This window comes from Hymenobacter terrenus (genome assembly GCF_000972495.1).
GTDB classification, from domain to species: Bacteria; Bacteroidota; Bacteroidia; order Cytophagales; family Hymenobacteraceae; genus Hymenobacter; species Hymenobacter terrenus.
In genome coordinates this window covers 96325-121260 of the sequence record NZ_LATM01000012.1, presented here as the reverse complement: position 1 = coordinate 121260, position 24936 = coordinate 96325, and the positions used below count along the sequence as shown (strand labels likewise).

At 58.9% G+C, this 24936-nt stretch carries 20 protein-coding genes; 6 read left to right on the top strand and 14 right to left on the bottom strand.

The window, feature by feature from the left end; all coding sequences use genetic code 11:
* Window positions 1-44: 44 nt before the first annotated feature.
* Window positions 45-8171, top strand: a complete 8127-nt coding sequence (locus WX88_RS15700; RefSeq protein ID WP_197076807.1) for an Ig-like domain-containing protein — start codon at window positions 45-47, stop codon at window positions 8169-8171.
* Window positions 8172-8317: 146 nt separating this feature from the next.
* The gene (locus WX88_RS15695) at window positions 8318-9238 is read left to right on the top strand and encodes an NAD(P)/FAD-dependent oxidoreductase (RefSeq protein ID WP_046245338.1); all 921 of its coding nucleotides are present in this window, start codon (window positions 8318-8320) and stop codon (window positions 9236-9238) included.
* A gap of 5 nt (window positions 9239-9243) precedes the next feature.
* Here WX88_RS15695 and WX88_RS15690 read toward each other — a convergent pair whose 3' ends face one another.
* Window positions 9244-9642: a DUF1801 domain-containing protein gene (locus WX88_RS15690; protein WP_156176171.1), complete on the bottom strand. Its 399-nt coding sequence runs from the start codon at window positions 9640-9642 to the stop codon at window positions 9244-9246.
* Between the two features lie 7 nt (window positions 9643-9649).
* The gene (locus WX88_RS15685) at window positions 9650-10204 is read right to left on the bottom strand and encodes an RNA polymerase sigma factor (RefSeq protein ID WP_046245337.1); all 555 of its coding nucleotides are present in this window, start codon (window positions 10202-10204) and stop codon (window positions 9650-9652) included.
* Between the two features lie 394 nt (window positions 10205-10598).
* On the opposite strand from WX88_RS15685, the gene WX88_RS15675 reads away from it, so the two are divergent.
* Window positions 10599-11168: a helix-turn-helix domain-containing protein gene (locus tag WX88_RS15675; protein ID WP_082116068.1), complete on the top strand. Its 570-nt coding sequence runs from the start codon at window positions 10599-10601 to the stop codon at window positions 11166-11168.
* 283 nt (window positions 11169-11451) lie between these two features.
* Here the strand turns inward: WX88_RS15675 and WX88_RS30110 are convergent, their stop codons facing one another.
* The 3 genes from WX88_RS30110 to WX88_RS15665 all read right to left on the bottom strand — a co-directional run bounded on the left by WX88_RS30110 (window position 11452) and on the right by WX88_RS15665 (window position 14024).
* Window positions 11452-11883, bottom strand: a complete 432-nt coding sequence (locus WX88_RS30110) for a hypothetical protein (protein WP_156176170.1) — start codon at window positions 11881-11883, stop codon at window positions 11452-11454.
* 112 nt (window positions 11884-11995) lie between these two features.
* Window positions 11996-13495: a hypothetical protein gene (locus tag WX88_RS15670; protein ID WP_046245334.1), complete on the bottom strand. Its 1500-nt coding sequence runs from the start codon at window positions 13493-13495 to the stop codon at window positions 11996-11998.
* 214 nt (window positions 13496-13709) lie between these two features.
* Window positions 13710-14024, bottom strand: coding sequence for a DUF4280 domain-containing protein (locus WX88_RS15665; RefSeq protein WP_072053028.1), 315 nt, complete (start codon window positions 14022-14024; stop codon window positions 13710-13712).
* Between the two features lie 192 nt (window positions 14025-14216).
* Between WX88_RS15665 and WX88_RS15660 the strand changes: the two genes are divergently transcribed.
* Both WX88_RS15660 and WX88_RS15655 read left to right on the top strand, forming a co-directional pair.
* On the top strand, window positions 14217-14630 hold the full coding sequence (locus WX88_RS15660) for a hypothetical protein (protein WP_046245332.1): 414 nt from the start codon (window positions 14217-14219) through the stop codon (window positions 14628-14630).
* A gap of 500 nt (window positions 14631-15130) precedes the next feature.
* Window positions 15131-15841 (top strand): alpha/beta fold hydrolase, encoded by a 711-nt coding sequence (locus tag WX88_RS15655; RefSeq protein WP_046245331.1) that lies wholly within the window; start codon window positions 15131-15133, stop codon window positions 15839-15841.
* Window positions 15842-15915: 74 nt separating this feature from the next.
* Here WX88_RS15655 and WX88_RS15650 read toward each other — a convergent pair whose 3' ends face one another.
* The 6 genes from WX88_RS15650 to WX88_RS15630 all read right to left on the bottom strand — a co-directional run bounded on the left by WX88_RS15650 (window position 15916) and on the right by WX88_RS15630 (window position 21323).
* Window positions 15916-17115 (bottom strand): PAS domain-containing sensor histidine kinase, encoded by a 1200-nt coding sequence (locus WX88_RS15650; protein WP_046245330.1) that lies wholly within the window; start codon window positions 17113-17115, stop codon window positions 15916-15918.
* A gap of 408 nt (window positions 17116-17523) precedes the next feature.
* Window positions 17524-19839: a patatin-like phospholipase family protein gene (locus WX88_RS15645; protein ID WP_052732733.1), complete on the bottom strand. Its 2316-nt coding sequence runs from the start codon at window positions 19837-19839 to the stop codon at window positions 17524-17526.
* Window positions 19840-19991: 152 nt separating this feature from the next.
* Complete coding sequence (locus WX88_RS30870; RefSeq protein ID WP_046245328.1) at window positions 19992-20222, bottom strand: hypothetical protein; 231 nt, start codon at window positions 20220-20222, stop codon at window positions 19992-19994.
* Window positions 20183-20683: a hypothetical protein gene (locus tag WX88_RS15635; protein WP_046245327.1), complete on the bottom strand. Its 501-nt coding sequence runs from the start codon at window positions 20681-20683 to the stop codon at window positions 20183-20185. The genes WX88_RS30870 and WX88_RS15635 overlap by 40 nt, the downstream gene beginning before the upstream one ends.
* A 26-nt stretch (window positions 20684-20709) precedes the next feature.
* Complete coding sequence (locus WX88_RS31805; RefSeq protein ID WP_262489845.1) at window positions 20710-20835, bottom strand: hypothetical protein; 126 nt, start codon at window positions 20833-20835, stop codon at window positions 20710-20712.
* A 113-nt stretch (window positions 20836-20948) separates the two neighbouring features.
* A complete protein-coding gene (locus WX88_RS15630; protein WP_046245326.1) occupies window positions 20949-21323 on the bottom strand; it encodes a DMT family protein in 375 nt (124 codons plus the stop codon).
* A 176-nt stretch (window positions 21324-21499) separates the two neighbouring features.
* On the opposite strand from WX88_RS15630, the gene WX88_RS15625 reads away from it, so the two are divergent.
* Window positions 21500-22444: an ion channel gene (locus WX88_RS15625; RefSeq protein WP_046245325.1), complete on the top strand. Its 945-nt coding sequence runs from the start codon at window positions 21500-21502 to the stop codon at window positions 22442-22444.
* A 20-nt stretch (window positions 22445-22464) separates the two neighbouring features.
* On the opposite strand, the gene WX88_RS15620 is transcribed toward WX88_RS15625, so the two are convergent.
* From WX88_RS15620 to ruvX, 3 genes are all read right to left on the bottom strand, one after another.
* Window positions 22465-23442, bottom strand: coding sequence for a zinc dependent phospholipase C family protein (locus WX88_RS15620; protein WP_046245324.1), 978 nt, complete (start codon window positions 23440-23442; stop codon window positions 22465-22467).
* A 302-nt stretch (window positions 23443-23744) separates the two neighbouring features.
* Entirely contained in the window at window positions 23745-24335 is a 591-nt protein-coding gene (gene def / locus WX88_RS15615) for a peptide deformylase (RefSeq protein WP_046245323.1), read from the bottom strand.
* A gap of 111 nt (window positions 24336-24446) precedes the next feature.
* Window positions 24447-24872 (bottom strand): Holliday junction resolvase RuvX, encoded by a 426-nt coding sequence (gene ruvX, locus WX88_RS15610; RefSeq protein WP_046245322.1) that lies wholly within the window; start codon window positions 24870-24872, stop codon window positions 24447-24449.
* Window positions 24873-24936 lie beyond the last annotated feature (64 nt).

Sequence of the window (24936 nt, the reverse complement as noted above, 5' to 3'; positions counted from 1 at the left end):
TTCTCCTTATTAGCCTACTTGGCTTAGCTGGCCTCCCTTCAACCTTGGCACAAAGTCTGGTCACGGGTGTTACGGCTACGCCCGCCAATCCAGTGAATACCGGTACTACAGTCACGCTATCGGTGACCGTAGATAATACCGCTGGGGGAACCGCTAACAACATCGTGCGGACGCTCAGTGGCCTTCCTAAAGGGCTGACCACCTCTAGCGTAACAATTGGTGGCGCGGGTGCCGCGACTGGCAGTTATGATCCGGCAGCGGGTTCGGTAAGGTTTTCAGGAACGGGTTACAGCTTGGCGAACGGGAGCAGCAATCTGGATTACACGGTCAGATTCGCTATGCCGGGTAATCTAAGTTCTTTCACGGCCCTCTCTACCGTAATGGCGAGCAACGCCGCTACTGCGACTGGCAGCACCACAGTTACTCTGAACAGCCCTGAGGTAGAAGTAGTGGGGTTCACGGGTCCGACAAGCGCGGCGGCGGGCAGCTTCGCGACGTATTCGTTCACCGTTCGCAACAACGGCGGCGCGGCCGCTAGTAACGTTGTGCCCGTAATGCAACTGCCAGCGGGCTCGACTGAAGTTAGCGCCTCTACGCAGGGCACATACGACGCAACGACGAGCAGAGTAACCTTCCCCACCGTTGCAACATTGAACGCGGGGGCATCGGTGACTGATATTTATGATGCCACCAAGATTGTTACGTACCGCGTGCAGCTGCGAGTACCGGCTAGTGGAACCTATACCGTGCGGGCCAGCAGTACTGCGAGCACCAGCGACCCAGTGCCCACCAACAACACCAATCTTTCGGCTACAACTACCATCACCCAAGTGGCCGACGTATCCATCACGGCTAACGGCCCGGCGCAGGCGCTGCCTGGTGCCAGCATTACGTACAACGCCCTGGTGACGAACTATGGCCCGAGTCCAGCCACCAATGTCACCGCGCAGTTGACCTTTAGTGGCTCGACGCCGGCTGCCGGCACCGTAACAGTAGGTGGCAGCGGCGGCAGCTACAGCAGTGGTATCGTTACGTTTAGTATTCCCAACGGCGGCACGCTGGCGTCGGGGGCTTCCGCATCCTATACCATCCGTTTTCCCGCGCCCATGTCGGGTTCGGTAATGGGCACCGTGGCTAGTACCGTGGCTACTACCAGCACCGACCCGGTGCTAACTAATAACAACGGTAGCACGAGTGATGCCAAAGTGCAGACGGCTATTCTGACCACGCTGCCGAGTAATCAGTGCGTGGCCTTCCCGCCTGTTCTTATCAATGGCGTGTACAACAACGCGACCAGTCCGTCCATCAACACCTATTATGCTGGCACTGCCACCGCTAACGCGGGTCAGAAAGTCATCAGCATTGGTGCGGCGGCTCCTGTTGGCACTCCAGCCCCCACAGCCCTGGCGGCGGGCGACCTAGTTGCCATTGTGCAGGTGCAGGGCGCCGACATTTTCTCTAATAACGATGGCAGCTACGGCAACGGCGTTGCGGGCGAACCCGGCAATGGCCAGAAAAGCACCAACCTCACCGCCGGCCAATACGAATACGGTGAGGTGGCAAGCGTTACCGGAACCAGCATCACCCTGAAAAATAATCTGGTCAATACGTACCAGTCCCAAGGAATTGACGCAACCAATAAAATCGGTCAGAAGCGTTTCCAGGTAATCCGGGTGCCCAAGTACCAGTCACTGATTTTGCAGACCAATGTGACCAACGTACCCGCCTGGAATGGCAGGACCGGGGGTATATTGATACTCGACATTGCCGGACAATTTGATATGGGCGGCCATGTAATTGATCTAAAAGGTAAAGGCTTCCGCGGCGGTGCCGGTTTGGCTTTGGCCGGGACGGGTACTCCCAACGGTGCGGGTGGCGACTACTTCACTGCTGCGCCCGGCACCGCACCAACGGCTACTCCAACAACTGTGGTGGGCGCCAATGCCTCAAAGGGCGAAGGCATTGCTGGTACTCCGCGCTACGTGAATGACCGCGGTACGGCAGCCCTCAATACCGGCGAAGAAGGTTATCCGGCCGGCAGCTTTGGCCGGGGTGCCCCCGGCAACGCCGGTGGCGGTGGCACCGACAGCAATGCCAATAATAATGATGAGAACACCGGTGGCGGTGGTGGTTCTAATGCAGGCACCGGCGGCTTCGGCGGCACCGGCTGGTCTTCGAACCAGTCGTACGGTGGCAACGGCGGCGCGCCTTACCTGCAGGCGTCCCCTAGCCGCTTGGTGATGGGCGGCGGCGGCGGGGCCGGCACCACCAACAACGCGACTGGTACGCCGGCTCACGGCTTCGCCAGTTCCGGCGCCGCTGGCGGGGGCATCGTGCTGATTCGGGCAAGTACGGTAAGCGCTAACCCAGGAACCATCGACGTGAGCGGCAGCGATATGAATTTTGTGCCGGATAACGACGGTAGTGGTGGCGGTGGCGGTGGCGGCTCAGTGTTGCTGATTGCCAACAACAGCTTGACCAGCATTACTATCCTGGCCAAGGGTGGTAAAGGCGGCTCCAATACCGGCACGTATGACTCGGGTACAAGCGCGGGCATCGTCGCCGACCCCCACGGGCCGGGCGGCGGCGGTTCGGGCGGGGTAGCCTTCACTTCGTCGCCCACGAGCAGCGCTTCGTCGTTCGTACCCGGCGACAACGGTACCACTAGGGTTGGCACGGGCTCGAGCTTTGCGGTCGTGTCCTACGGTGCTACGGCTGGTACCACGGCGACGCCGCCTAACCGCAGCAATGTGACCCCGGGCGAAACACCTCTGCTCCAGACCGCGGCCAACTGCGTAGCCGACGTTACAACTACCCTCACGGGCCCGAGCACGGTGCCCGCTGGAGAAGCCACTGGCCAGTATACCGTCACCTTCACCAACAATGGCCTGGGGCCCGGCACCGACATCACTCGCACTGTAACGCTGCCCTCGGGTGCCACGATGACGACCACTCAGGTAGGTGCGCTGCCTTCAGGCGCTACCTATGATGCCGTCAACCGTATTATCAACTTCGGCACCTTGGGCTCGCAACCCAATAGTGGCACGGCTTCGTTCACTTTCAGCTTCACGGGCCCAACCACGCCTACGGTCGCTGGCGCTACGGTGCCGCTGACGAGCAATACCAGCACAACCACCAATCAGGGCAGCAACGCGGCCCCCGACGTGGCCACGATTAATCTGACAGTCAACAACTCGCCGATTGCCCAGAACGTGAGCAACGTGACCATTGCCAACAATAATGGAGCAGTGGCCCTGAGCCCCAATTTGAGGGGTACGGCCTTTGGCACAGCCAACGGAATGACCAATTCCATTGCCTCTTACACTATTGTGACGCTGCCAGCCACCGGCACCCTAACCTATATGAATGCCGGCGTAACAACTACAGTAACGCCCAATACAACTATCACGGCCGCTCAGTTAGCTTCGCTGAGTTACACCCCGGTAGCTGGCTCTACCACGACGCAGGCTTTCACCTATACCGTGACTGATGCTAGTGGCTTGAATAGCAGCACCAATCGCACTGGTACCGGCGTAGCAAGCGCCGGCCCGGCTACCTATACCATTCCGGTGGGCAGCGCGCCCATTGCCAATGACGACGATGTGACGACGCCGCTCAACACGGCCATCACGTTCAACGTGACCGGCAACGACCAGGCCAACGGCGGCTCGGCCATCGACCCAGCTACGATTGACCTTGACCCCAACGCGGCCGGAATCCAAACCTCATTTACGAACGCTGAAGGCACCTTTACCACGGTAGGTGCCCCAGCCGGCCTGGTCAAGTTTACGCCTATTAACGGATTTGTAGGCATTGCCAATACGCCCTACACCGTGCGCAACCTCGATGGCGCGCTCACCAACCAAGCCAACCTGATTGTGCGGATAGAAAGCCAACTCGACCTGGCCACGACCATCAATGGGCCTGCCGGAGCCGTACTAGCCGGTAGCCAAGTGACTTTCACAGGCACGACGAAAAACAACAGTCTGGCCGGCACTACGGCCAACGCCATACAGTCGCTACTACTGCCAATGGGCCTGACAGGCAATGTCACCATCACGCAAAATGGGGCTTCTTCTACATTTCCCATCTCGGCCACGACCACTTCAACGGGCGTGCTGACCTTCGCAACGCTCACCAATTTCGCTGCTGGCAGCACGTCTAACTTCAGCATCGCCTTCACAGCGCCATTGAGCGGACCCATCGCGGTTTCGGCGCTGGTGACGCCTACGGCGGGCGATATCAATCAAGCCAACAACGTAGCGACCGCCGTGGTAGCTATTACCCCACAAACTGACCTGTCGACAACCATCACCGGTCCGAGTACCAACCCGGTGAAGGGCGCCCAACTAACGTACGCCGTTACTACCGGCAACGCCGCGACATCGTCGCCCGCTACGAGCGTGGTGCAAACAGTGCAAGTACCGGCTGGCATCAGTGGCGTGTTCGCGACCAATGGCGGCGTGTACAGCGCCTTGGCAGGTGCGGTGGTATTTGACGGGGTAAGCTATACGGTGGCGGCCAACACCGTGACCTTCCCGCCCGTGAACCTGGCGGCTGGCCAAGTAGTCAACAATACGCTGAGCTTCGCGGCCCCGACCGTGGGTGCTACCCTGGTCCTGACGGCTACGGTTCCTACTACCAACGAGCCCAGCACGGCTACTCAGGCCAACAACTCGGCCACCGCCACAATCCTGACGGTGCAGCCGCCCAACACTGACCGCTCGAAGCAAGCTAACCTGTACGTAACCATCAGTGGCCCTGCTCAAGCAATGCCCGATGCTGCGAACAACTACAGCGTTACCTACACGGTGAACGAAGGCAATGACGGCCCCACTGCTGCCGACAACGTGCAAACCGTAGTATCGCTGCCCGCCGGGCTGAATGTGGCCAATGTCACCTTCACGGTAGATGGGGCCGCCAGCACAGCACCGACCTACAACGCCACAACAGGTGTCGTAACCTTTCCGGCATTGAGCGGCACGGCCGCGCAGGGCAGCACCGCCAGCAAGGTCTACACCATCACGCTCAAAGGCCCAGCAGCGACTACGGCCATCTCGGCCACGGCCAGCGTGACTAGCAGTACTACCGACCCCATGGCCGGCAACAATGTCGCCACGACGCAGACCGAAATCCTGCCCGCGGCCGATGTGTCCATCACGCTCAAGAGCATTGACGGCAACAACAACGTGACCGCCGCCCAGCTGCTGAGCTATGCCGTGCAAACCAAGAACAATTCGGCTTTCCCGGCTCAGAATGTGCAGCAGGCTGTTAGCATCCAGCCCAATCTGAGCGTGACCACCTTGCAGCTGAACGGCAGCACGGGTTCGTTGAGCGGCGGGGTTATCACGTTCGCCAGCGGCGCGACCTACACGGTCGTCAGTGGCCTGCTGACCTTGCCGGCTGTCGGCTCGCTCACCAGAGGCGCGTTGCTCAACAACATTATCAGCTTTCTGGCCCCAGCCTACGGGGCGGCGCGCGCGCTGGCTACGGTAAGCATCTCGACTCCCGAAACGAATCTGGCCAACAACTCGGCCATCCTCAACAATGGCATCGACCAAGTTGTGGACCTGACCGTAAGCCTGGCCGGTCCCACCAAGGCCATTGTGGGCAGCCCGGTGGAGTATACCGTGACCACGACCAATAATGGGCCGTCGGTAATAGGCGCCCAGACCACCACCGTGCAGCTGCCCACCGGCTTAGTGGGGGTGGAAGTGCGGGACAACAGCGGCAACGTAGTGGCGGGCGCTTACTCGGCCAGCACCGGCGTGGTTACCTTCGCTTCGACCACCATTGTCGAGGTGGGCCAGAGCACCCAGGGCACGATTACTTTCCTGATGCCCAATACTCCCCAGTTCAACCTGGCCGCCGCTGTCGCCCTGGACAGCCCCACCTCCAATAAGCTGGAAGCCAATCTGGACAATAACTCGGCCCGTCTGAATACCTCGGCTGCGACTTCGGCGCTGAGCAGCGCCAATCTGGCTACCACGTTCACGGCCGCTCCGGCCGGACCGCAGGCGCCCGGCGCGCTGCTCACTTACAAAGTGAGAACGGCCAACGCTGCCGGCAGCGCCACCGCCCAAAGCCCCGTGCAGCTTGTAAGCCTACCCGTGGGCCTGGGCACAACCAGCTTCCAGGTAAATGGGGTAAATGGCACGCTGAGTGCAGGCGTTATCACCTTCGGCAGTGGTGCCAGCGCCCCTACCTACGATGTAGCCTCGGGCCTGCTGACGATTCTGGGTGGTCCAACTCTGGCAGCCTCGGCCTCGGTTGAGAATACCATCACGTTCCCGGCGCCCGCCAGCAGCTTGACCTTGACGGCTAACTCGGCCATGAACAACCCGGATTCAGACCCGGCCAATAACGTGGTGCGCACCACCACAACCATCGCAGGGCAAGCCGACGTGGCCGTGACCCTGAACCATCCCGCCACTGCCGCTGCCGGCAGCCCGGTTAATTACGCCGTGGTGGCCACCAACAACGGCCCGGTGGCGGCCACTAACACTACCGTGAAGTTTACCATCCCGGCTGGGGTAACGAGCTACACGGTGAATGGTACCACCATCGGGATTCCCGCCAGTGCCAGCCCCACCACAGTTAACCTATTGCCTTCCAACAACAGCGTGCCAGCTGGGGGCGTGCTCAACTACCTCGTGAGCTTTGCCGCCCCCACCGCAACCTACAGCGTGACGACTACCGTGACGGCCGATGGCGACACCAACGTGGGCCCCGGCAGCAACAATGTGGCGAGTGGAACGACGGGTGTGAACATCGCGCCCACAGCCAACGACGTAGTCAACAAGCTACAGTCACCGGAAGGCAACACGGCTACTGCTGCGCTGCTGCTCTCCCCGTTGAGCGCTACCGATGCTGCTTCTGAAGTGAGCGCCGGTACGGGCAGTATTGCCAGCTACACCATCAGGAGCATCCCTAACACTACATCGCAGGGTGTGCTGTTCTATAACAGCGCGACTTCGGGCAGCGGGGGCACGCCTACGCCGGTAGCGCCGAACCAAGTGTTGACGACAGAGCAAGCCAAGACGCTGACTTTCGACCCCGTAAGCAGCTACGTTGGCAGCGTGTTCTTTACCTACACGGCTACCGACAACGGCAACGGCACCCCGGCCCAGGCCCTGACTTCGAACGTGGCGCGCTATACCATCCAGGTAGGTGCCGACTCTAGCGCGTTCTACACGGCCACGCCCACCAAAGGCGGTGCAAGTCGGTACGCGACCAACGACGTGCTGGCCTTTGTAATTGACCCCAACGGCGCGCAGTACAATGCCAAGGGTGCCATCTACACCACCGCTGATGTGGCGGGCGGCGACAAAGCCGGTACTCTGCTCACCAATACCGCCAGCGGCCTGCGCACCACCGCTACCACGGTAAATGCCGCCCTTGACAAGAGCGGCCCCACCGCTAACCCGACCAACGTGCTGCCGAGCGGTGTGCTGCTGAACCCCACCACGGGCCAGATTTACGTGAGCGACGCCACCCAACTGCCCAAAATCACCGCGCCCACCACGTACTCGGTGTTCGTCATCACAACCGACGTATACGGAGGGGTGAGCCGCACGCTGGCCCGGTTCACCATCGGCGCTTATCCGCTGCCGGTAGAACTGACCGTCTTCACGGCCCAGGCAGTAAGGAATACCGATGCTGCCCTGGCGTGGCGGACAGCTTCGGAGAAGAACAACGACCATTTCGACGTGGAGCGCAGCCTCAACGGCACCGACTTCGTGAAATTTAGCGAAGTGAAGGGCCAGGGCAGCCGCTCGACCCCGACCGACTACGCGCTGACCGACGTCGGCATCGGGGCCAAGGTGAGCGGTCCGGTATACTACCGCCTCAAGCAGGTGGATACCGACGGCACGGCCACGTACTCGCCCGTGCGCACGGTGACCTTCACGGGGCTGACCCCGGCCATTGGGCTCTTCCCCAACCCCGCCACGGCCACCACGCAGCTCGACCTGACTCAACTGCCTGTCGGGGACTACCAAGTCAGCGTGCTTGATGCCACCGGCCGGGTGATACTGGGGGTGAACCTGGCAGCCGGCCTCGCCCACGCGCTGGACTTGCACACTGTAGCTAGTGGCACCTACACCGTGCTGGTGCGCGGGCAAAGCGGCAGCCAAGTCGTGAACCTGACCAAGCGCCTCATTAAAGAATAACCCGGATTTTGCCGTTTTGATGAACAATAAAAAAGCCCTTCCCGCCGCGGGAAGGGCTTTTTTGCATTGCAGCTGGACTGTTGAGCGTAACCTCGGGCCACGAGGTAGGGTTAGACCACTCTTACCACCGTCACTCTTCTCTTCTGATGCAATACGATGTTCTTATCGTCGGCGCAGGCAGTGCCGGACTGTCGGCGGCGCTCACCTTGGGCCGTTGCTTGCGCCGCGTGCTGCTGGCCGATGGCGGTCCGCCGCGCAATGAAGCCTCGCTTGGGGTGCACGGCTTTTTATCGCGCGATGGCATCCGGCCCGCTGAACTGCTCCGCCTGGGCCACGAACAGCTGCGGCCCTACGAAACCGTGGAAGTGCAGGCTGTACAGATTGAAAGCATCACTTCCCAGGGCAGGGGGTTCCTGGCCACCGGTCATGGCACCGCCGACGATGCACCGGCCCACATCACGGCCCGGCGGGTGCTGCTTGCCACGGGCGTGTCTGACATTCTACCGCCGCTGCCGGGCTTCCGCGAGTTGTGGGGGCGGGGCGTGCTGCACTGTCCCTACTGCCACGGCTGGGAGGTGCGCCGTCAGCCCCTGGCCGTGTATGGGCAGGGGCGCATAGTGACAGGACTGGCCTTGCTGGTCAGTCGCTGGAGCCCCGATATTGTCGTGGTGACGAACGGACCCGGCCACCTCACGCCGAATGCCCGGCGGCGCCTGCGGCGCCATAAAATTGGTATTTGCGAGCAGCCCATTACCCGCCTGGTAGGTGCGCCAAATGGTAGCTTGCAGCGCATTGAGTTTACCGATGGCAGCCAGTTGGAGTGTGTTGCCCTGTTTTTGCACGCAGCTCAGCATCAGCGTAGTCCGCTGGCGGCCAATCTGGGGGTCCGCATGACGAGCAAAGGGGCCATCTGGGTCGATGCGGGTATGCAAACCACCATTACCGGCCTGTATGCTGCCGGCGATACCATCCCCGGTACCCAGCAAGCCCTTTTGGCCGCTGCCTCGGGCAGCCGGGCCGCCATTCTCATCAACGAAAGCCTGACCCGGGAAGAGTGCCCCCGGTAAAGGCTTCATCGGGGAGAATTACTGGGTCTCTGCCTCCCCGCTTCCCGGTTAGCTGCCAGCGCAGCCTGGAGCAGGTCCAGCACGGCCGGCTGAAATATGTCGGCCTCGGTGCGCACGAGCACGTGGCGGATGGCCTTACCCGTTCCCGTGAGCAAGCCTGTGGGGTCGGGAAGGCGGGTGCCGTGCACAAAGCCAAGCGCGACGTGCCCCTTTTTCAATTGCGGATTGAGGTAGCAGAGCAGCCCTTGGTAGCTGTAGAACGGCACCTGCCATTTGAAGCTCTCTACCATGGCCGGGTCCAGGCTTAGCAAAAGCGCCTGCAGGCGGCGGGTGAGAACCTGAAACGGGGCGGGCAAATCATCAATGAAGTTTTCTACCGCGTAGTTCATGGTGAGAGCGGGCAAGTAGGATTCAGTGGGCTAGCTGAGACAAGGCTTGCAGGGCTGCCCGCGTGCGGGTTTTCACAGTAGGGAGCGGGATGCCGAGCTGCTCGGCTGCTTCGGCCTGGGTACAGCCGCCAAAATAAATCAATTCGATGACTTCGCGCTGTCGGGGCTTGAGGCGCAGCGTAAGTTCGCGCAGCCCAATATGTTCGGGGTTGAAACTGGATGGGGCGGCGGCCTGCCAGGCGCTGCCAGCTTCCAGCGACTGGTTGCTGCGGTGGAACTTGTGGCGCGGGCTACGCAGCGCATCAATAGCCTGGTTGCAGCACACCCGCACCATCCAGGTGAAGAGACGCCCACGCGTAACATCGTAGCTGGTAATGCTCAACCAGACTTTCAGCAAGCCTTCCTGAAGCACATCCTGGGCCAATGACTCATCGCGCACGAGGCGGAAAATTACAGTGAACAGGCTCCTGGCGTACCGGTCATGCACTACGCTCAAGGCTTGTTCGTCGCGGGCTAGCAGGCGCTGCACAAGCGCCGCTTCATCCGTCGCGGTAAGAAACGCCGGAGTTGACTTCATAGACGAATAGGCGAAAGCACCTGCTTCCCCCTCTCATCAAGAGGCAGCAGGTGCTTTGAGCCAAAAAGGTGGACGGAAATAGTAGCTAGCGGGGAATAAAGGAAATTCTATGATTGAAAATTCGATGATTGATAGCAACGCTACCAGGTAGCAAGGCAAGCACCTACGGTAGCTTTTCCGGCGCGGATTGCGGTAGCCTTTTATTGGCTCACATTTTTCAGCCTTTTATCACGAAGACAGTGGCTACGTCGCTGCAGGAACAGCTTTGTAGTAAGTAGCATTATCCCAAGTAATAGGGGAGCTTTCCGGCGCTTATCAGGCGGCCATTCTTTTTTTGGATGAGATGTATGGTATTTTTGGATTTCATAAAAATACCATACACAATTAGGCTGCTATGCCCCGTCGTGCTGTCCCCTCTCTTTCGCTGGTAGCCCGCGTGCGGGCGTGGTTCGGCTTGCACCAACAGGAACTCGCGCTTTACCTGGGTGTCAGTCCCGCGCTGGTGCAAGCCCTGGAAAATGGCCGACGCTCCCTCTCCGCCGATGTCCTCCAAACGCTGCTCCCATTGGCGACACAATTGCCAGCCGCCCCACCGGCCCCGGAGGTAGCGGCGGAAGTGCTCCCGCCTAGCGCTCCGGACCCGGATGCGGGCACACTGGATTTTCGCCGCCGGGTGTGCCTTAAGCAAGCGGCCCGGCTGAGGGCGCAGGCCGCGCCGCTTGCGCAGCAGGCCCACCGGGCCGAGCGGTGGGCCCAGGCCCTGCCCGCGCTGCTTGAGGCTCCGGACTCGCCCAACATCGCCGCCGATAATGCCACAGCCCGCGCGGCTTGGCGGGCCGACTGGCTTCACCGGCAGGCCCGGCCGCTATCCGCTGAGGCCGCCACGCGCTGGCACTTGCTTCGGGCGCGGGTCGTCGCCCTCGAAGCGGAGGCCGCTGCCCTGGCCGTGGCGCTGCCGGGCTAAGGCGACACTACGGTAGTCAGGATATTGATGAAGTAGAGTAATGCTAGTCGCGGCATGACGGGCGCGACGGTCATTCGCTATTTAGCATCGGGGTATGGCGGCCCCGTTTTTCGGCTCAACCGCTTACCTAAGTGGTATTCCTTCCGGATGGTCACGTCAGGCGTGGTGAAGGTGGAGTTTCGCGTTACAACCTGCCAACCACTGCTTAACAGCCGTTGTTAGGAGTCGCACTAGCCCAGGAACAGAAATTCCCGCTAAGGAAATGAAAGAGGCATCAACGAGTTCATTTCACACTTTTGCTGCCTAATGCGTTCGAGAAACAGCTACTTTTTGCCTGGATTGTCCACTCCTTTTTTTCAATCAGCTGCCCATCGCGGTAGATTTCGACAAAATAGGGCGGCGGGCCATCCTTAAACTTTTCGCGCTTTAGCAACTCCCCTTTGCGATAGGTTTCGATGAAGAACAGCGTTGGGTTAATCCGGCTGTTGTAAGACCAACTTCCATCTGGGTGGCCAGCATTAAAATGCCATCGGTAATTGTGGGTAGGGGTTGTGATATATACAGTACTGTCTAATAAACGTTCTTTGGCTTCTTCAGGGCTGTAGACGTAAGGACCATGATTACGACGCAAGCCGTAGTACAAACCATCGCGTTGGTAGACCTCTACGGAGTCGTAAAGATGGAGCTTAATGTTAGTGTCTATAAGTTCTGCCATGCCAGGGCTACGTGAACGCCAATCAGGGGAGGGGGGGCTTGAAACGAGCGGGCACACCCGGTCACTAAAAGACACATAAGCAGGTTCTTCCGGGCGAATACGAAGCACTTCCTCATTTGGCGGCGTTTTTGGTACCGTAGTAGTTGGCCACGTCCGCCTGCATCAGCCGCCATTGCCACTGCCAGTAGGACAGCCGGATGGTGCCTGGTTCATAATCCATCATATTTTCTGTGGAAGACTTCCTGAATTTGAAGGCGTTCTGTCGATAAACGTCTAGACTAGTATTCAGCCGAGCAATTGCATTAGTCAGCGCCTTGACCTCTTGTTGAAATTGTTGAATAGCTGAGGCCTGAGTTGCAGTTGCTAAGGACTTTCGCGCATCTATGAGTTGTCCTTGTAGATTATCAATGGTCTTTCCATACGCTGTTGCATCTGCATCGTTCGTGTCTAGGAAGGAGTGGGTTAGACCCAGCACGTGGCCCAGCTCGTGGGCAATGGTGCGTTGGGAGCCCGTGCTTAGGCCCGTGCGGTAGATAATAAGCGTTTTGGCCTCGACGGGAAAGATAGTTCCCGCCGCATTCGTTACTGCGCCCGGTGCGGGCGGGGGCACGTCCAACTCGTGCACGAAAATAGTCAGGCCCGCAAACGGGCCTACGCCGGGCGTGGCGTTGGCCACCTTTTCGCAGTAGGTGGTTGCGTTGGCGCCGCCTTGGAGCAGGCCCCCGAGTACTATCCCATCCTTCTTGAGCTGGTCCTCATCCAGCAGTACCTGGTAGGCGGGGGCCAGCTTGGTAGTGGGTGGGGTCAGGGGGGGCTTGGGGGCGGTGACGACGCAGGTAATCAGGGCCTGGTTGAGCGTGTGGGTGTTAACGTAGTTAAGGAAGTCGAGGGCTTCAAAACCCTTTTGCAGCGTGGCCTGCGCGTGCGGGCTCGCGGCGTAGAGCGGGCGCGGCGGGGTCGCTCCCAACGGGTCCTTCGGATTCATGGGCCGGCCCAGTAGCAGGTAGACCACCCGCACCGGCAGTTCATACGCGAACTGGTTTTCGGCCAACGTCAACTCGCCCACGGCGGCCCCCAGCTCATCGACTATCTTGAGGCTCGTTTCGGGGGCCGGATGCAGGCACTCAATGGTCACGTCGAGCACCTGCTTGTCTACCGGGACCAGGTGCATGGGCCCGGTGTTGGGCTGGCCGTTGATGGTCACCAGGTAGTTGGCATCGGGCAGCACGGTGAACCAGTTGGTGGGCTGCACCGCGTTGCTGTTGAGAAATGTTACTTCCAGCTTGAGGTGGATGGTTTGGTGGGGTCGCAGGGAGCACCAAGGCACGTAGTAGTCGTTGCTCTGCACTTGGCGCTTATAGTAGCCCTTGTGCAGCTCCTGGTGATAGTACTGCTTGTAGAGTCCGGTAACGGGTGCGTAGCGGGGGGGGATGCCCGGTTTAGCCGGACGGGCAGGGTCGTCGGCAGCGGCGGGGGCGGGGGCAGCGAGGAAGCCATCGTAATGGGCTGGAGCGGGGCTTCCGGCGGGGCGGCCGGTGGGGCAGCGGCCGGGAGCGGCGTGCCGGGGGTGCCCGGTTGGGCGGGAATACCCGGGATGCCCGGGTCGAAGCATTCCACGAAGTTGCCAATGGCTGTTCCCGCGACGGACACCAGGTCGTCAAAGTCCGTGGCCGCGTTATTGGCCGAATTGCGGGTCCATTCCACCCAATCAAAGCCGTATTCGCCCTGGTACTTGGCCCCGCGCCGGAACTGCACCCAGTAGGCGACATTGGGCAGGGCGATGGGGTGGGTGTCTCGGGGAGCGCGGGCGCCAGTGGTTACCATCCTTAAGCAAGCTGACCAGGTTGAACAAAACGAATGGTTCCACCCAGGGCGCAGGGCAGTTTGGAGCACTCGAGGAGGGCCGGGGCCCCCGCTACCTCTACATCGAGCTTCACTTGGAGCCAGCGCCCGGGGTGGCAGGTGAGCAAGCAGGGCTTTTGGGTGAGGCTGCACACGCCAAAGTGGAGCTGGTTGACCAACGGGTCTTTGTCGTTGGCGTTAGCCATCGGCGGGCCCCCGATGGAAACGGAGCGGACCGGGATGACCAACTCTGACTCGGCAGGGTGCCTTTGTCGCAGCGGAGCAGTGCGCCGGCGCATATGTAGGCGTGTTGGGGGCCGGAGGATTCGTCGGTAGCGGAATCGGTGTCGGTAGCAGGGAGCATGTGGTAGTAGGCAGTAGAACGGGGTAAGGCCACAAAGTAACGGCACAAAGCCCCGGTGCTTTTATTTAATGTTATTCTATTATATTTGAAAAATAAATTTAACCATTTCCCTTTTTTCTCAACCCCTATGGATTATTCCTCTCCCACCACCTGGGCCGAATGCGACGAGGCCAAGGAAGAACTCGACTTCGAGCTGAAAACCTTCACCGTCCGCGACGCCTCCCTTGACTTGGCCTTCGAGCGGGCCGACCGCTCGAAGGCCAGCACCAGCTCTGAGCTGGCGAAGGTGGACAGCAAAATCGCGTCGAACACGGCCCTGCTGGGCGTGGCGAGCATTGATGCGCAAACCCGGGAAGAAGCCACCGACGAACTAGCGGCCCTGCAGGTGCGGCGCACGACCCTCACCAAGCGCAAGCGCCTGACCACGGGTGTGGTGCGCTTCCTGGGCGAAGTAGACGCTGAGCAGATTGCCAGCCAGGTAGCCACCCTAACGGCAATTAGAGACGGCATTGCTCCCCACCGGGCCACCCTCTCGGCCTAGGAACAGTATCAGCAAAAAGCCGCCCGCCGCATGTAGCGACGGGCGGCTTTTTGTTGTCCGACTGGTGCTGAACTATTGATTGGTCTTTGGCCAGAACCGCACCAGGAAATCTAAGGCGGGTTCGCGGCACTTATTAAATACCCTTGCGACTAAAAAGTGTATGTTATTTTCACAAAATCAAAAAATACCACACACTTTTTTATGTGATTGTGTGTGGTATTTTTTGATTTTGTGAAAATAACATACATCAAATTTTTATTGGTCCTGACAATGCGATGCTTTAGCCGAGCCTACTATGTCTGAAGCGCAACCCTGCTGCATGCTATTCACGGTGGCGTCCGGTGCCGGGCACTTGGTCCTAGTCGAAGCCGCGCTGGCGGGACGGGTGAGTATCCATGCTCAAGGCCGCCTGTGGTCTTTGGGTAAGTGCGTAGAATCGAGACCAGTTTACGGCGCTACGGGCGGGCTATCCGTAAGCAAGCATTCACCTATTTTATGTTATGGCTCACACCATTCTTGCGTTGCACTGCTGGGCCAGTGCCGGCCGCGAATACGATGTTCTGCGTTCCTTGCTGCGGCCCAATGTGGCTCTGCTGTCGCCGGACCTGCCCGGGTTTGGTCAGCAGGCGGTGCCGGTGGGGTTCGACTATTCGGTGCGCGCCTACGCTGATTGGATAGCGGAATATCTGCGGCAAAACAGCGTAAGCGACTTTACCTTGGTTGGGCACAGCATGAGTGGCAAAATGGCGTTGGCCCTGGCTGCTCGGCACCCCGCCCGTTTGCGCCGCTTGGTGCTGCTCTCACCTTCTCCGCCGGCGGGTGAGCCCATTTCCGATGATGACCGGGCCGCGTTGTTGGCAGCCCACGGCAAACCGGAGGAAGCCGAAAAGACCTTCGGCAAAATCACCCGGCGGCCGCTATCGGCAACGGTGCGCGCCAACGTCATTGCCGACAACCTCCGCAGCAGCCCAGCAGCTTGGGCCAGCTGGCTGCGAAAAGGCTCGCGGGAAAGCATTGCGGAGCTAATGGTCGCGCTGAAGGTGCCCTGCCACCTGCTGGTGGGGGAGGGCGACGTGGCCATTACGCCCGTAACGCAACGCGAGCTAACCCTGCCGCTGCTGCCGGCTGGCACGCCGTTCACGGTGGTGCCCGGCGCCGGGCACCTGCTGCCACTTGAAGCCGCGACGGAGGTGATGCAGGCGCTGAATTAGTTAGGCCAATTGGCCTTTTTATAACAACTGAAATGAAGTTACAGTAGGCCTTCGCCGTTGCAAGGGCGGGCGGCTCAATGCAGCTTCACAAAAAAGCAGGAGCCCTCGCCCTCCCGGCTTTCCACCCACAGCTTGCCGCGGTGCAGCTGCACAATCTGCCGGGTGATGAATAAGCCCAGCCCCGTGCTGGCCTCGCCGCCCACGCCGGACCGGGCCGAGGTGCTGAACTTCTCAAACAGGTCGGCTTGCAGCGCCTCGGGAATGCCAATGCCCGTGTCGCGCACCGTCAGCAACACGCAGCCGGGACACTCCTGCAGCCCCACGGTCACCCGCCCGCCGGCCGGCGTAAACTTCAGGGCGTTGCTCACCAGGTTGTCCACCACCCGCCCGAAGGTGTCGGCGTGCAGGTTGGCGCGCAGGGCCTGTGCCGGTAGGTCCAGCACCAGCGCGAGGCCCTTTTCCTGCGCGGCCAGCTGGTGGGTCGCCAGCCGGCTCACCAGCAAGGCGCTTAGGTCGGTGGGCCGCTTTTTGACGTCCCGGGCGTCGAGCGAGCCCAGCAGCAGCACGTCCTGGAGCAGCTTGTAAGCGTCGGCGCACGCCTGGCGGATGAGGGCCAGGTACCGGACCGTATCCGGGGCGTCGTCCGTCGCCAGCCGAGCCGCGTCTATCTGACGCTGGAGTAAGTCCGTGAGCAGCTGAATATGGGCAATGGGCGTCTTCAGGTCATGGCTGACGAGGTGCATGATGGTTTCCTGGGCGTCGTAGATGCTCTTGACCGACAGTTCCAGCGCTTTGCGGTCGCTGATGTCCTCCAGCTGCGTGAAGCCGAGTTCTTCGCCATTGTCGGGAAAGCGCATCGACGTGACCTGGCACCAGAACGAGGACCCGTCGATACGCACCAGACAGGTTTCGAGGGTGAAATGCGGCAGCTTGTGGGCCCAGAGCCGCTCCTGCAAAAAGCGCCAGTCCTCCTGGTGGTCCGGGTGCGCAAACTCCTGAATTTTATGGCCGACCACGTCTTCCAATTCTGCACAGCCGAGCATGTCCAGTACGGCCCGGTTGGCTTGCCGGATAACCAGGTCCGGGGTAATGATTTTCTGCCCGAGCGGGGAGTTCTCAAACACCGTCCGAAACCGGTCCTGGCTATCCGCGTAGCGGTCGGCCAGTGCCTGATGCTCTGCCTTGTCGACGCGTTCGGTCCGCATCCATTCTAGTTCCGCCCGCACCGAGCGCAATTCCGTTTTGAGAGAGTGGTAGGCGGTAGAAGGTCTCATAGCGGAGTATACGCGCCAAGCGCGAGAAGGTAGAAGCGGCGAAGTACGGAAAGCGGTTGGGAGAGTTGCTACGTGGTCTGCTTTTTCGCTCAAAGACCACCAGAACCCGGCAGGTGGCCTGCGAAGGCCTAAATAATTTTATCCCCGGCTGCTAAACCTAGTTAGAAATCCGATTTCGTGTCCTGCTTCGAAAAGCGCAGCATAACGACCAAAGGGGGGCTAAACGCTTCATTTTAGAGCCGTTTCGGGGTCGGTGTACTGCCCCGCTGTAGCGCGGACTTTTAGTCCGCGAGCCCACCTGAGCAGCTGAGGCGCGGGCTAAAAGTCCGCGTTACGGAACAGCGACTCCGAAACCGCTCTAAAAGGCCTGATTCAGGCAGCCGGAGCAGTTTTAGCTATGCCTCCGGCCTATTCCAGTGCCCGACTGCGGAACAGCAGGTAGCCCAAGTGCCCGTAGATGCTGAAGCGGCGCGTGGGGTCATCGTAGAACAGGGCATGAACGGCGAGCGGCCCCACGGGAGTCTGGAAAAGCACCCCCGTGCTGGCCGTCAGGCGGGGCCGCTCAAAGCCTTTTTTCAGCAGCGCCTCCTGGTTGGGGCCTTGGTAAAGCGCCTGGTAATTGACGTGTAAGTACACTTCGGAGCGCCATTCGAGCTTGGTTAGAAAGGGCTGGTTGTAGCGTAGGCCAGCCGCCGCGAAACGCGGTGAGCGATACGTATCCCTGAACGATGTGCGAGCATCGGGGAGGGGCGCAAACAAGGGGGCAGTGGTTATGCTGGAGCGGTAGTTGGAGAAGCGCGGCTGACCGCTGAATACGGCTTCGGCGAAGTAGCCCCAAGCGTGCCGGTCGCCCTTGAGGGGGAAGTAGCGCTCGGCGGTAGCCCGGAACTGTAGCCACTGGCGGTTGCGCGTGGCGGCTGCCCGGAGGGGGTCGGCAGTGGAGCCGGGGGTATATTTTTCCTGGCCGAATACGCTGCGCACGGTGCTCACTACCCGCAGGCCGCTGGTGGCGTACTGTTTACGGTTGAGCGAGTTTCGAGTGAATTGCAAGGCCACGGTGCCACCCCTGAAGGAGGTGACATCCAGAACCGCTCCGCTGTTGATTTCTCTTGTATTGGCGTAGGAATCGTTGTTGTAGAACGCGCCCGCGTCGAGTAGCAAGCGGCTGCGGTAGTTGGGGCTAACGCCAACCTGCGCCCCGATTTTGGTGTCCCGTTGCCGTACCTGGGTGCTCAGCACATCGCGCCCGAGTAGCCCCCCGGTGTTCTGATAATCCCACTGGTTGTAAGTGATACTGGGCTCAATGTAAAACGGAATCTTGTTAGGCACATTGATGCGAAACGAGCCGTGCGCGCCATTGTAAAACCGGCCCAGACTTACATCAGCCGAGGTTGTGTAGAGCAGCTTGCGGAGGTAGCGAAATTCAACCCCCACGTATAGATTATCGATGGGCCGGTTGCTGAGCACAAAGCCAACCTCCGCCGACACATTGTTATTACGCCGGGCATCGACGCTAAAAATATAGCCCTTGCGCGCTGCATCGTAGCGGATGCGCGGGTAGATATTCTTGAAGTAATCATCTGATGCCAGGCGATAGTAGCCCTCTTCAATATCATCAAGGGAATATTCACGGCCCTTACGCCGAAAAAATGAGGCCGCGTAATTATTCTGGTCACGCCGCAATCCATTCACATTTACCTCAATAAAACGCGGGGCGGGGGCGCGGTCCTGAAACGCGCGCCGGCGGTTTTGTAGCATGGTAGAATCCTGACGGCGGCTAATTCGCTGCTTAATGAGGTCCATTTTCAACAGCGTGGCCGTGTCGCCTTTGGCAATGAAGGTCTTCACCAGGTCGAAGTCGCCGACGCCCATGCCTTCGAGGTTGGGCTGAATGAAAATTCCATTCTTGCCTACGCTGCCCGTGTCGGCCACGCTGGTGCCCAGAAACAACAAGGTGGTGGTCAGCAGGGCATCATCGTTTTTGGGATACTTTTTGTAAGCCACATCGCCCACATTCACCCCAATAATGATGTCGGGCGCAAAGTTCTGTTTCATGGCCGTGGTGGGGAAGTTGTCATACACCGCACCATCGAAATAGTAACGCCCATCGAGGTTGCGAATGGGGCGGAATGCCAGCGGAAACGTCATGGAGTTGCGCACGGCATCCGACAGCGACCCTTTGCGCTGTACCACTTCCTGCCGCGTAAATACCTCCGATGCCATGCACCGAAAGGGCACGAAGAGGTTGTTGAAGTCGTAATTGCTGATGGCTCCGGCCGGGGCCATCAGTCGGGCCAGGGCCAGGTTTAGATTCAGGTCATTCACCAGGTTGGTGCTCACCCGCGTGCTGAAGGTGGAGTCGATGGCTACGCCTAATCGTAGCGACGATGGCGAGGGTTCGGCCGTGAGGTAGTTGAATGTTTTGCTTTCCAGCGTCTTACCCGAAGTCCAGTTCTGAAATTCTGGGCTGAGCACAATTTGCTCAATCTCAGTCGGTGAATAGCCTGCCGCGTACATGCCGCCAATGACGGCCCCCATGCTGGTACCCACGATATAATCGATGGGAATCTGGTTGCGCTCCAGCTGCTTGAGTACCCCCACATGGGCCAGTCCTTTCGCCCCACCGCCACTCAATACCAACCCCACTTTCTGAGCCTGGGTAGAAAAAGCAAAGCTGCCTGCTAGCAGTAATACCAGCAGTATTCGGGCGCAGAAGTGAGGCATATGGAAAGAGAATGCCCGGACAAAGTCCGGATTCATTGTTACGCTACGTGTACGGGTGAGGTTATAAGCAGATTAATGCTTGCGACAAGATTTTGTAAAACAGAGCTATATGCTATGATTGGATAAACCTGAATACCTGCCGCGGCTTTGCCTTATGCGCTGAAGTGTGCAGTCAAACACAGAGCAAAATCCGAGAATTCACTTGGGGAAAATGCAAATAGAAAATCCTCACGTGGCTGCCCCGAGTTGTAATGAAAAAAGCCTTTGCGGCCCACACCCACGCCGGCATCGGTGTAGGCATAGTTGGTGGGGCGGCTGGTGTTGCCCTGACCAGCCACGGTAGCTATCTGGGTAAAGGTTTCGCCATTGAAGCTGCGCTCCACGTCGAAATGGTCGTTATTTTTACGTCGAAATGGTCGTTATTTTTCTCCGAAGCTGTGCGCCAAGTCAGTTGCGCGTCGCGGCTATCCACGGCAGTTGCTTCGAACGAAACCAGTTCCACCGGCAGCGGACGATTGTCTACCGGAATGGTGAAGGTGGCGGTGTTGTTGCTGCCCGCACCGCTGTTGTCGGTGGCGGTGTAAGTGAATACGGCGCTGCCTACATAGCCGGCCACGGGGGCAAACATGAGCTGATTGGCTTGGCCGGAGGGAATAATCTGACCGGGAATGACCGGCGAACCCCCCAGGTACAGGATGCCGCTGGTCGTATTAGGCAACGTCTGGATAGTGAAGTTACTCAGTGGCGGACCACCAGTTACGGTTGCGCTCAGCGACGCAACGGTCTGGGCTGGTGAGGTGTTGCTCAACGCACCACTGATGATGTTGTTCACAACCAGCGACACGGCGCAGGTGCCGATGTAAAGGTCATCTAGGCCAAAGTCGTTGCCACTAAAAAGGAGTGATAAGCCGTTGCATCGGAGCCCACCATGTACAAGCCTTCGGGTACCAGGCTGCTGGCGCCGACGCCGGCATGGCTATAAAGTAGTAGAACCAAATGCTTAAGAAAAGTTGAAATACTAGTGTTTTATCCAAGCCAAAACCGTCAAATTTATGTGCTCGGCCGACCTTATTTATAAAAATAATAAAATAATCATACTAAATTTTGGCTTACCATTTCTTAAAAATTACATAAACTGCTGCCACTAGTAGCCCGAATCCCACTAAATGATTCCAGCCTAGCTTATCGGTTTTGAAGACAAATACCACGCACAGAGTGAATACCGTGAGGCTGATAACTTCCTGAATGACTTTGAGCTGAAATAGGCTGAACGAGCCGCCATTCTCTGCAAATCCCAGCCGGTTAGCGGGCACCTGAAACATGTATTCGAAGAGGGCGAGTCCCCAGCTTACCAGAACAACACCGCCTAGCCCCAGCTTGGCAAACCAGGCCATCTTCTTGAATAAGTGCAGGTGCCCGTACCAGGCGAAAGTCATGAACAAGTTGGAAATAGTGAGCAAAATGAGCGAATAGATGCCTTTCATGATGAGTTGGGGGAAAAATGAGTGAGTGTGCAAGGACGAAAACCGGAGCCTCATCGGCGGGTTTATCGAGGACGGATGTGCGGACGGGCTACATTCTCCACCCAAACTTCTATTTTTGATTTCCCACTTTCAATCCGCGTCCTCCAAGGCACCCCACCAACTCATTCCCTTCTCAAATGGCTACCCTCGACCCTGGCATTGGCGAAAAGTTCTCGCGCCGTACCAAGCGGGCCATCAACCACGACGGCTCTTTTAACGTGCGACGGCGCGGCGGGCCTCATCGCTACGACCTTTACCAATCGCTTATTCAGATGGATTGGTGGTCGTTTATTGGGCTATTGATCCTGTTTTTCAGCGTACTGAATGGAGTGTTTGCCTTTGTCTACCTAGGTCTGGGGCTCAATGACTTGCCTGGTGTAGCAGCACCGCGAGGCTGGTGGCAGGACTTCCTAAGCGCCTTGTTTTTCTCGATTCAAACCTTCACTTCCGTTGGCTACGGCCACGTGTACCCTGGTAGCAACGGCACCGGTTTAGTATCGAGCGTGGAGGCCTTGGTGGGCGTGCTCACCTTCGCGCTGGCTACGGGATTGCTCTACGGCCGGTTTTCGCGGCCCTCGGCGCGCATTCATTTCAGCCAGACGGCCATCATCAGCCGTCGTGCCGATGGTACGCCGTGCTTGCAGTTCCGCATCGCCAACCAGCGCTCCAACATCCTGATTGACTTACAGGCCCGCGTACTTCTTAAAACCGTAGACCCGGCCACGAGTAACCAGAAATACGATTTCCTACCCCTGGAGCGTGATTCTATCAGCTTTTTTCCCTTGAGTTGGACGGTGGTGCACGATATCACGCCCGACAGCCCACTATATGGCCTCGGCCCGGAAGACTACGAAGTTTTTGATATTGAAGTTATTATTCAACTCAAGGGCTACGATGATACCTTCGCTCAAGACGTGCACGCCCGCAATTCTTACACGCACGACGAGATAGAGTGGCACCGCCGCTTCGTCCGGGCCTACGAGGTGGGGGAGGATGGCATTGCCGTAGTCGACTTAGACCAACTCCATGTGACGGAGGCGCTTACTGAGGAACTGGTAATGAAAAACGAAGAAGTCAGTTAGACTTACGCTTTCATTAAGCGTCACTCATCATGCCCCGGTGCGCTTACTGTAGGCGCGGCAGCGGCTTCTTTGGCTTCGCGCTCCAACTGCTGCTTTTCGTTTTCGGAGGCTGTGCGGGGCAGCTTGCTCAGGTCCGGCGAGCCGCCATCAACCCAACACGTAAACCAGAAATTACCGATGAGAGAGGCTGCGTAGCGCATCTGGCGCTCTACTTGCCCGTTGAGCTTAGTGTGGTAGGCTTTGCTGAAATCGCGCGAATAGGTCCGCACTGTCTGATTGTTGCGCTGTTCGTAGCCGAACTTACGGTCGCCGGGGTACTGAGCCGTCAGCTCTTTCTCGAATAGCAGCACCGAGTCTACGGCGGCGTGTGAGCGAATCACGGCCGCCCAGATGGCCGTGGTGGGGTCTTCGAGGTACTTTGCTTTGCCAGTAAATAAATCATAGTCGGTGCTCAGCAGCTCGGGCAGCCGCGACTCCCATAGCCCGTGAATGCCGCGTTGGTTGGTGAGCTGACCATTGTAGTTTTTAGTGGTGTGCAGCGGCACGCAGGCATCGGCAATGTAGTGGCCCATGTCGCCGGAGAGCCGCAGAATCCGGTCGGTGTCGCGGGCCTTGAAGGCGGCGGTGAGCTGGTTTTTCATCATCACCACGTTCCAGGGCACGATGCCGTGGCGCAGCAGTGAGTCTTCGCCGTAGCGGGCCACGGCATCAGCGTATTTGCGGGGCATTTTATACTCGGCGCTGTCGCCGTAGCGGTCTACGTCGAGGAAGTGCTTGGGGGCTTCGCCGGGCACCACCATGCGCCGCGAATCGGGCCGTGTGGCGTTCACGGTCAGGTAGTCAATATTGGCTTTGTAGAAGCCTATCATGGCCGGTGGCAGTGTGTACACGGCTAGCCGGTTCAGCAGCCGATGGCCGAAAAACCCCCACGCCCACGCCTGGCGAGAGACGAGAAATAACGGTAAGCAAACGAGAAGCAGGAGTACATATTTTTTCACGGGTAAAAGATACGAGGAATGTCTATAAAGTCAAATTCTGTATCTTTAGGACAAAGCGTTTCGTTATAAACTCACTGCCAATAGCTGTGCAGCCCCGCTCAGTACCGGGCAAGCCTATTCCAGCCCTACTACAGGTCGCCTGACGCCTGCCCAATGCAAGTGCGGCGTGGCTGTGGGTGAGCGTCGCTCAGGGCCGTGCATCGCCTGATGATTACGGCGGGTTCCCGAGTAGCGAATTGGACCTTGGCAGCCAGGCGGCCGGGCTTCATCTGGTACGTTGCGAGAGCCGAAATTAGGCTGGTTTACCGCCGCTTGCCGTCTGTTGCGAACCTCATACGGTAGTCGTGCTTCACGTCGCCCTTGCTGATGCGGGCCAGCTTGCCCTTCAGCAGTTGCTTTTTGAAGGCCGAGAGTTTGTCGGTAAAGAGTACGCCTTCGAGGTGGTCGTATTCGTGCTGAATAATGCGGGCAGCCATGCCGGAAAAGGCCTCCTCATGCACTTGGCGGTTCTCGTCCTCATAGCGCAGCACGATGTCGGCGGGGCGGGTCACCAGCTCGCGCACGCCCGGAATGCTCAGGCAGCCTTCCTCAAAGCCCCATTCTTCGCCGGTTTCGCTCACCATCACGGGGTTGATGAACGCACGCTTTATGGGCGGCTCCAGTTCTTCGCGGTCTTCCTCGTCTACCTCCACCATCGGCCCGGAATCTATCACGAACAGGCGCACGCCTTTGCCAATTTGCGGAGCGGCCAAGCCTACGCCGTGGGCGTAGTACATGGTTTCGAACATGTCGGCAATCAGTTGCTGCAAGTCGGCAGCGGGTAAATCGGCAGCCAGGTTCTTGGCTTTGGTCTTCAAAACGGGGTCACCAATGGCGACGATGGAATAAATCATGGTTTGTGTAGGTAGTAATCAGTTGTCAAAAACGTCCTGTTGAGCGGACCGAATACGCTCTAGCGCGAAGTAATCAACGGCAAGCCCGGCAGCACATTCTCAGCTCATTAATTAAATATCCCGCATTAGCGGTGATTCAAGGAAGGACTGAAGAATGATGGTGGCGCTGATGCGGTCTACGGTAGCTTTGTCGCGACGGGCTTTCTGGCCAAGGCCCCCGGCCAACATGGTGGCGTGGGCCATGCGGGAAGTAAACCGCTCATCAAGCTCGTGCACGGGCACGTTGGGTAGTTCGCGGCGCAGGCGGCGCATCAGTCCCACCACGGCGCTGGTCACGTCGGTGGGCTCGTTGAGCAGCGTGCGCGGCATGCCCACTACCACAGCCCTCAGGGGCTCACGCTGATGGTAAGCCAGCACATACGCCACCAGGTCCTGGCTATGGATGGTTTCCAGCGGCGAGGCAATCATGCACAACGGGTCGGTGACTGCCAGGCCCACGCGTTTGTTTCCGTAATCAATAGCGAGGATGCGGCCCATGTGTCCGGCAGGGTGAGAGTAAGAGAGTAGCCTAATAGCAGGTGTTGCCCGCGCAAAGATACGG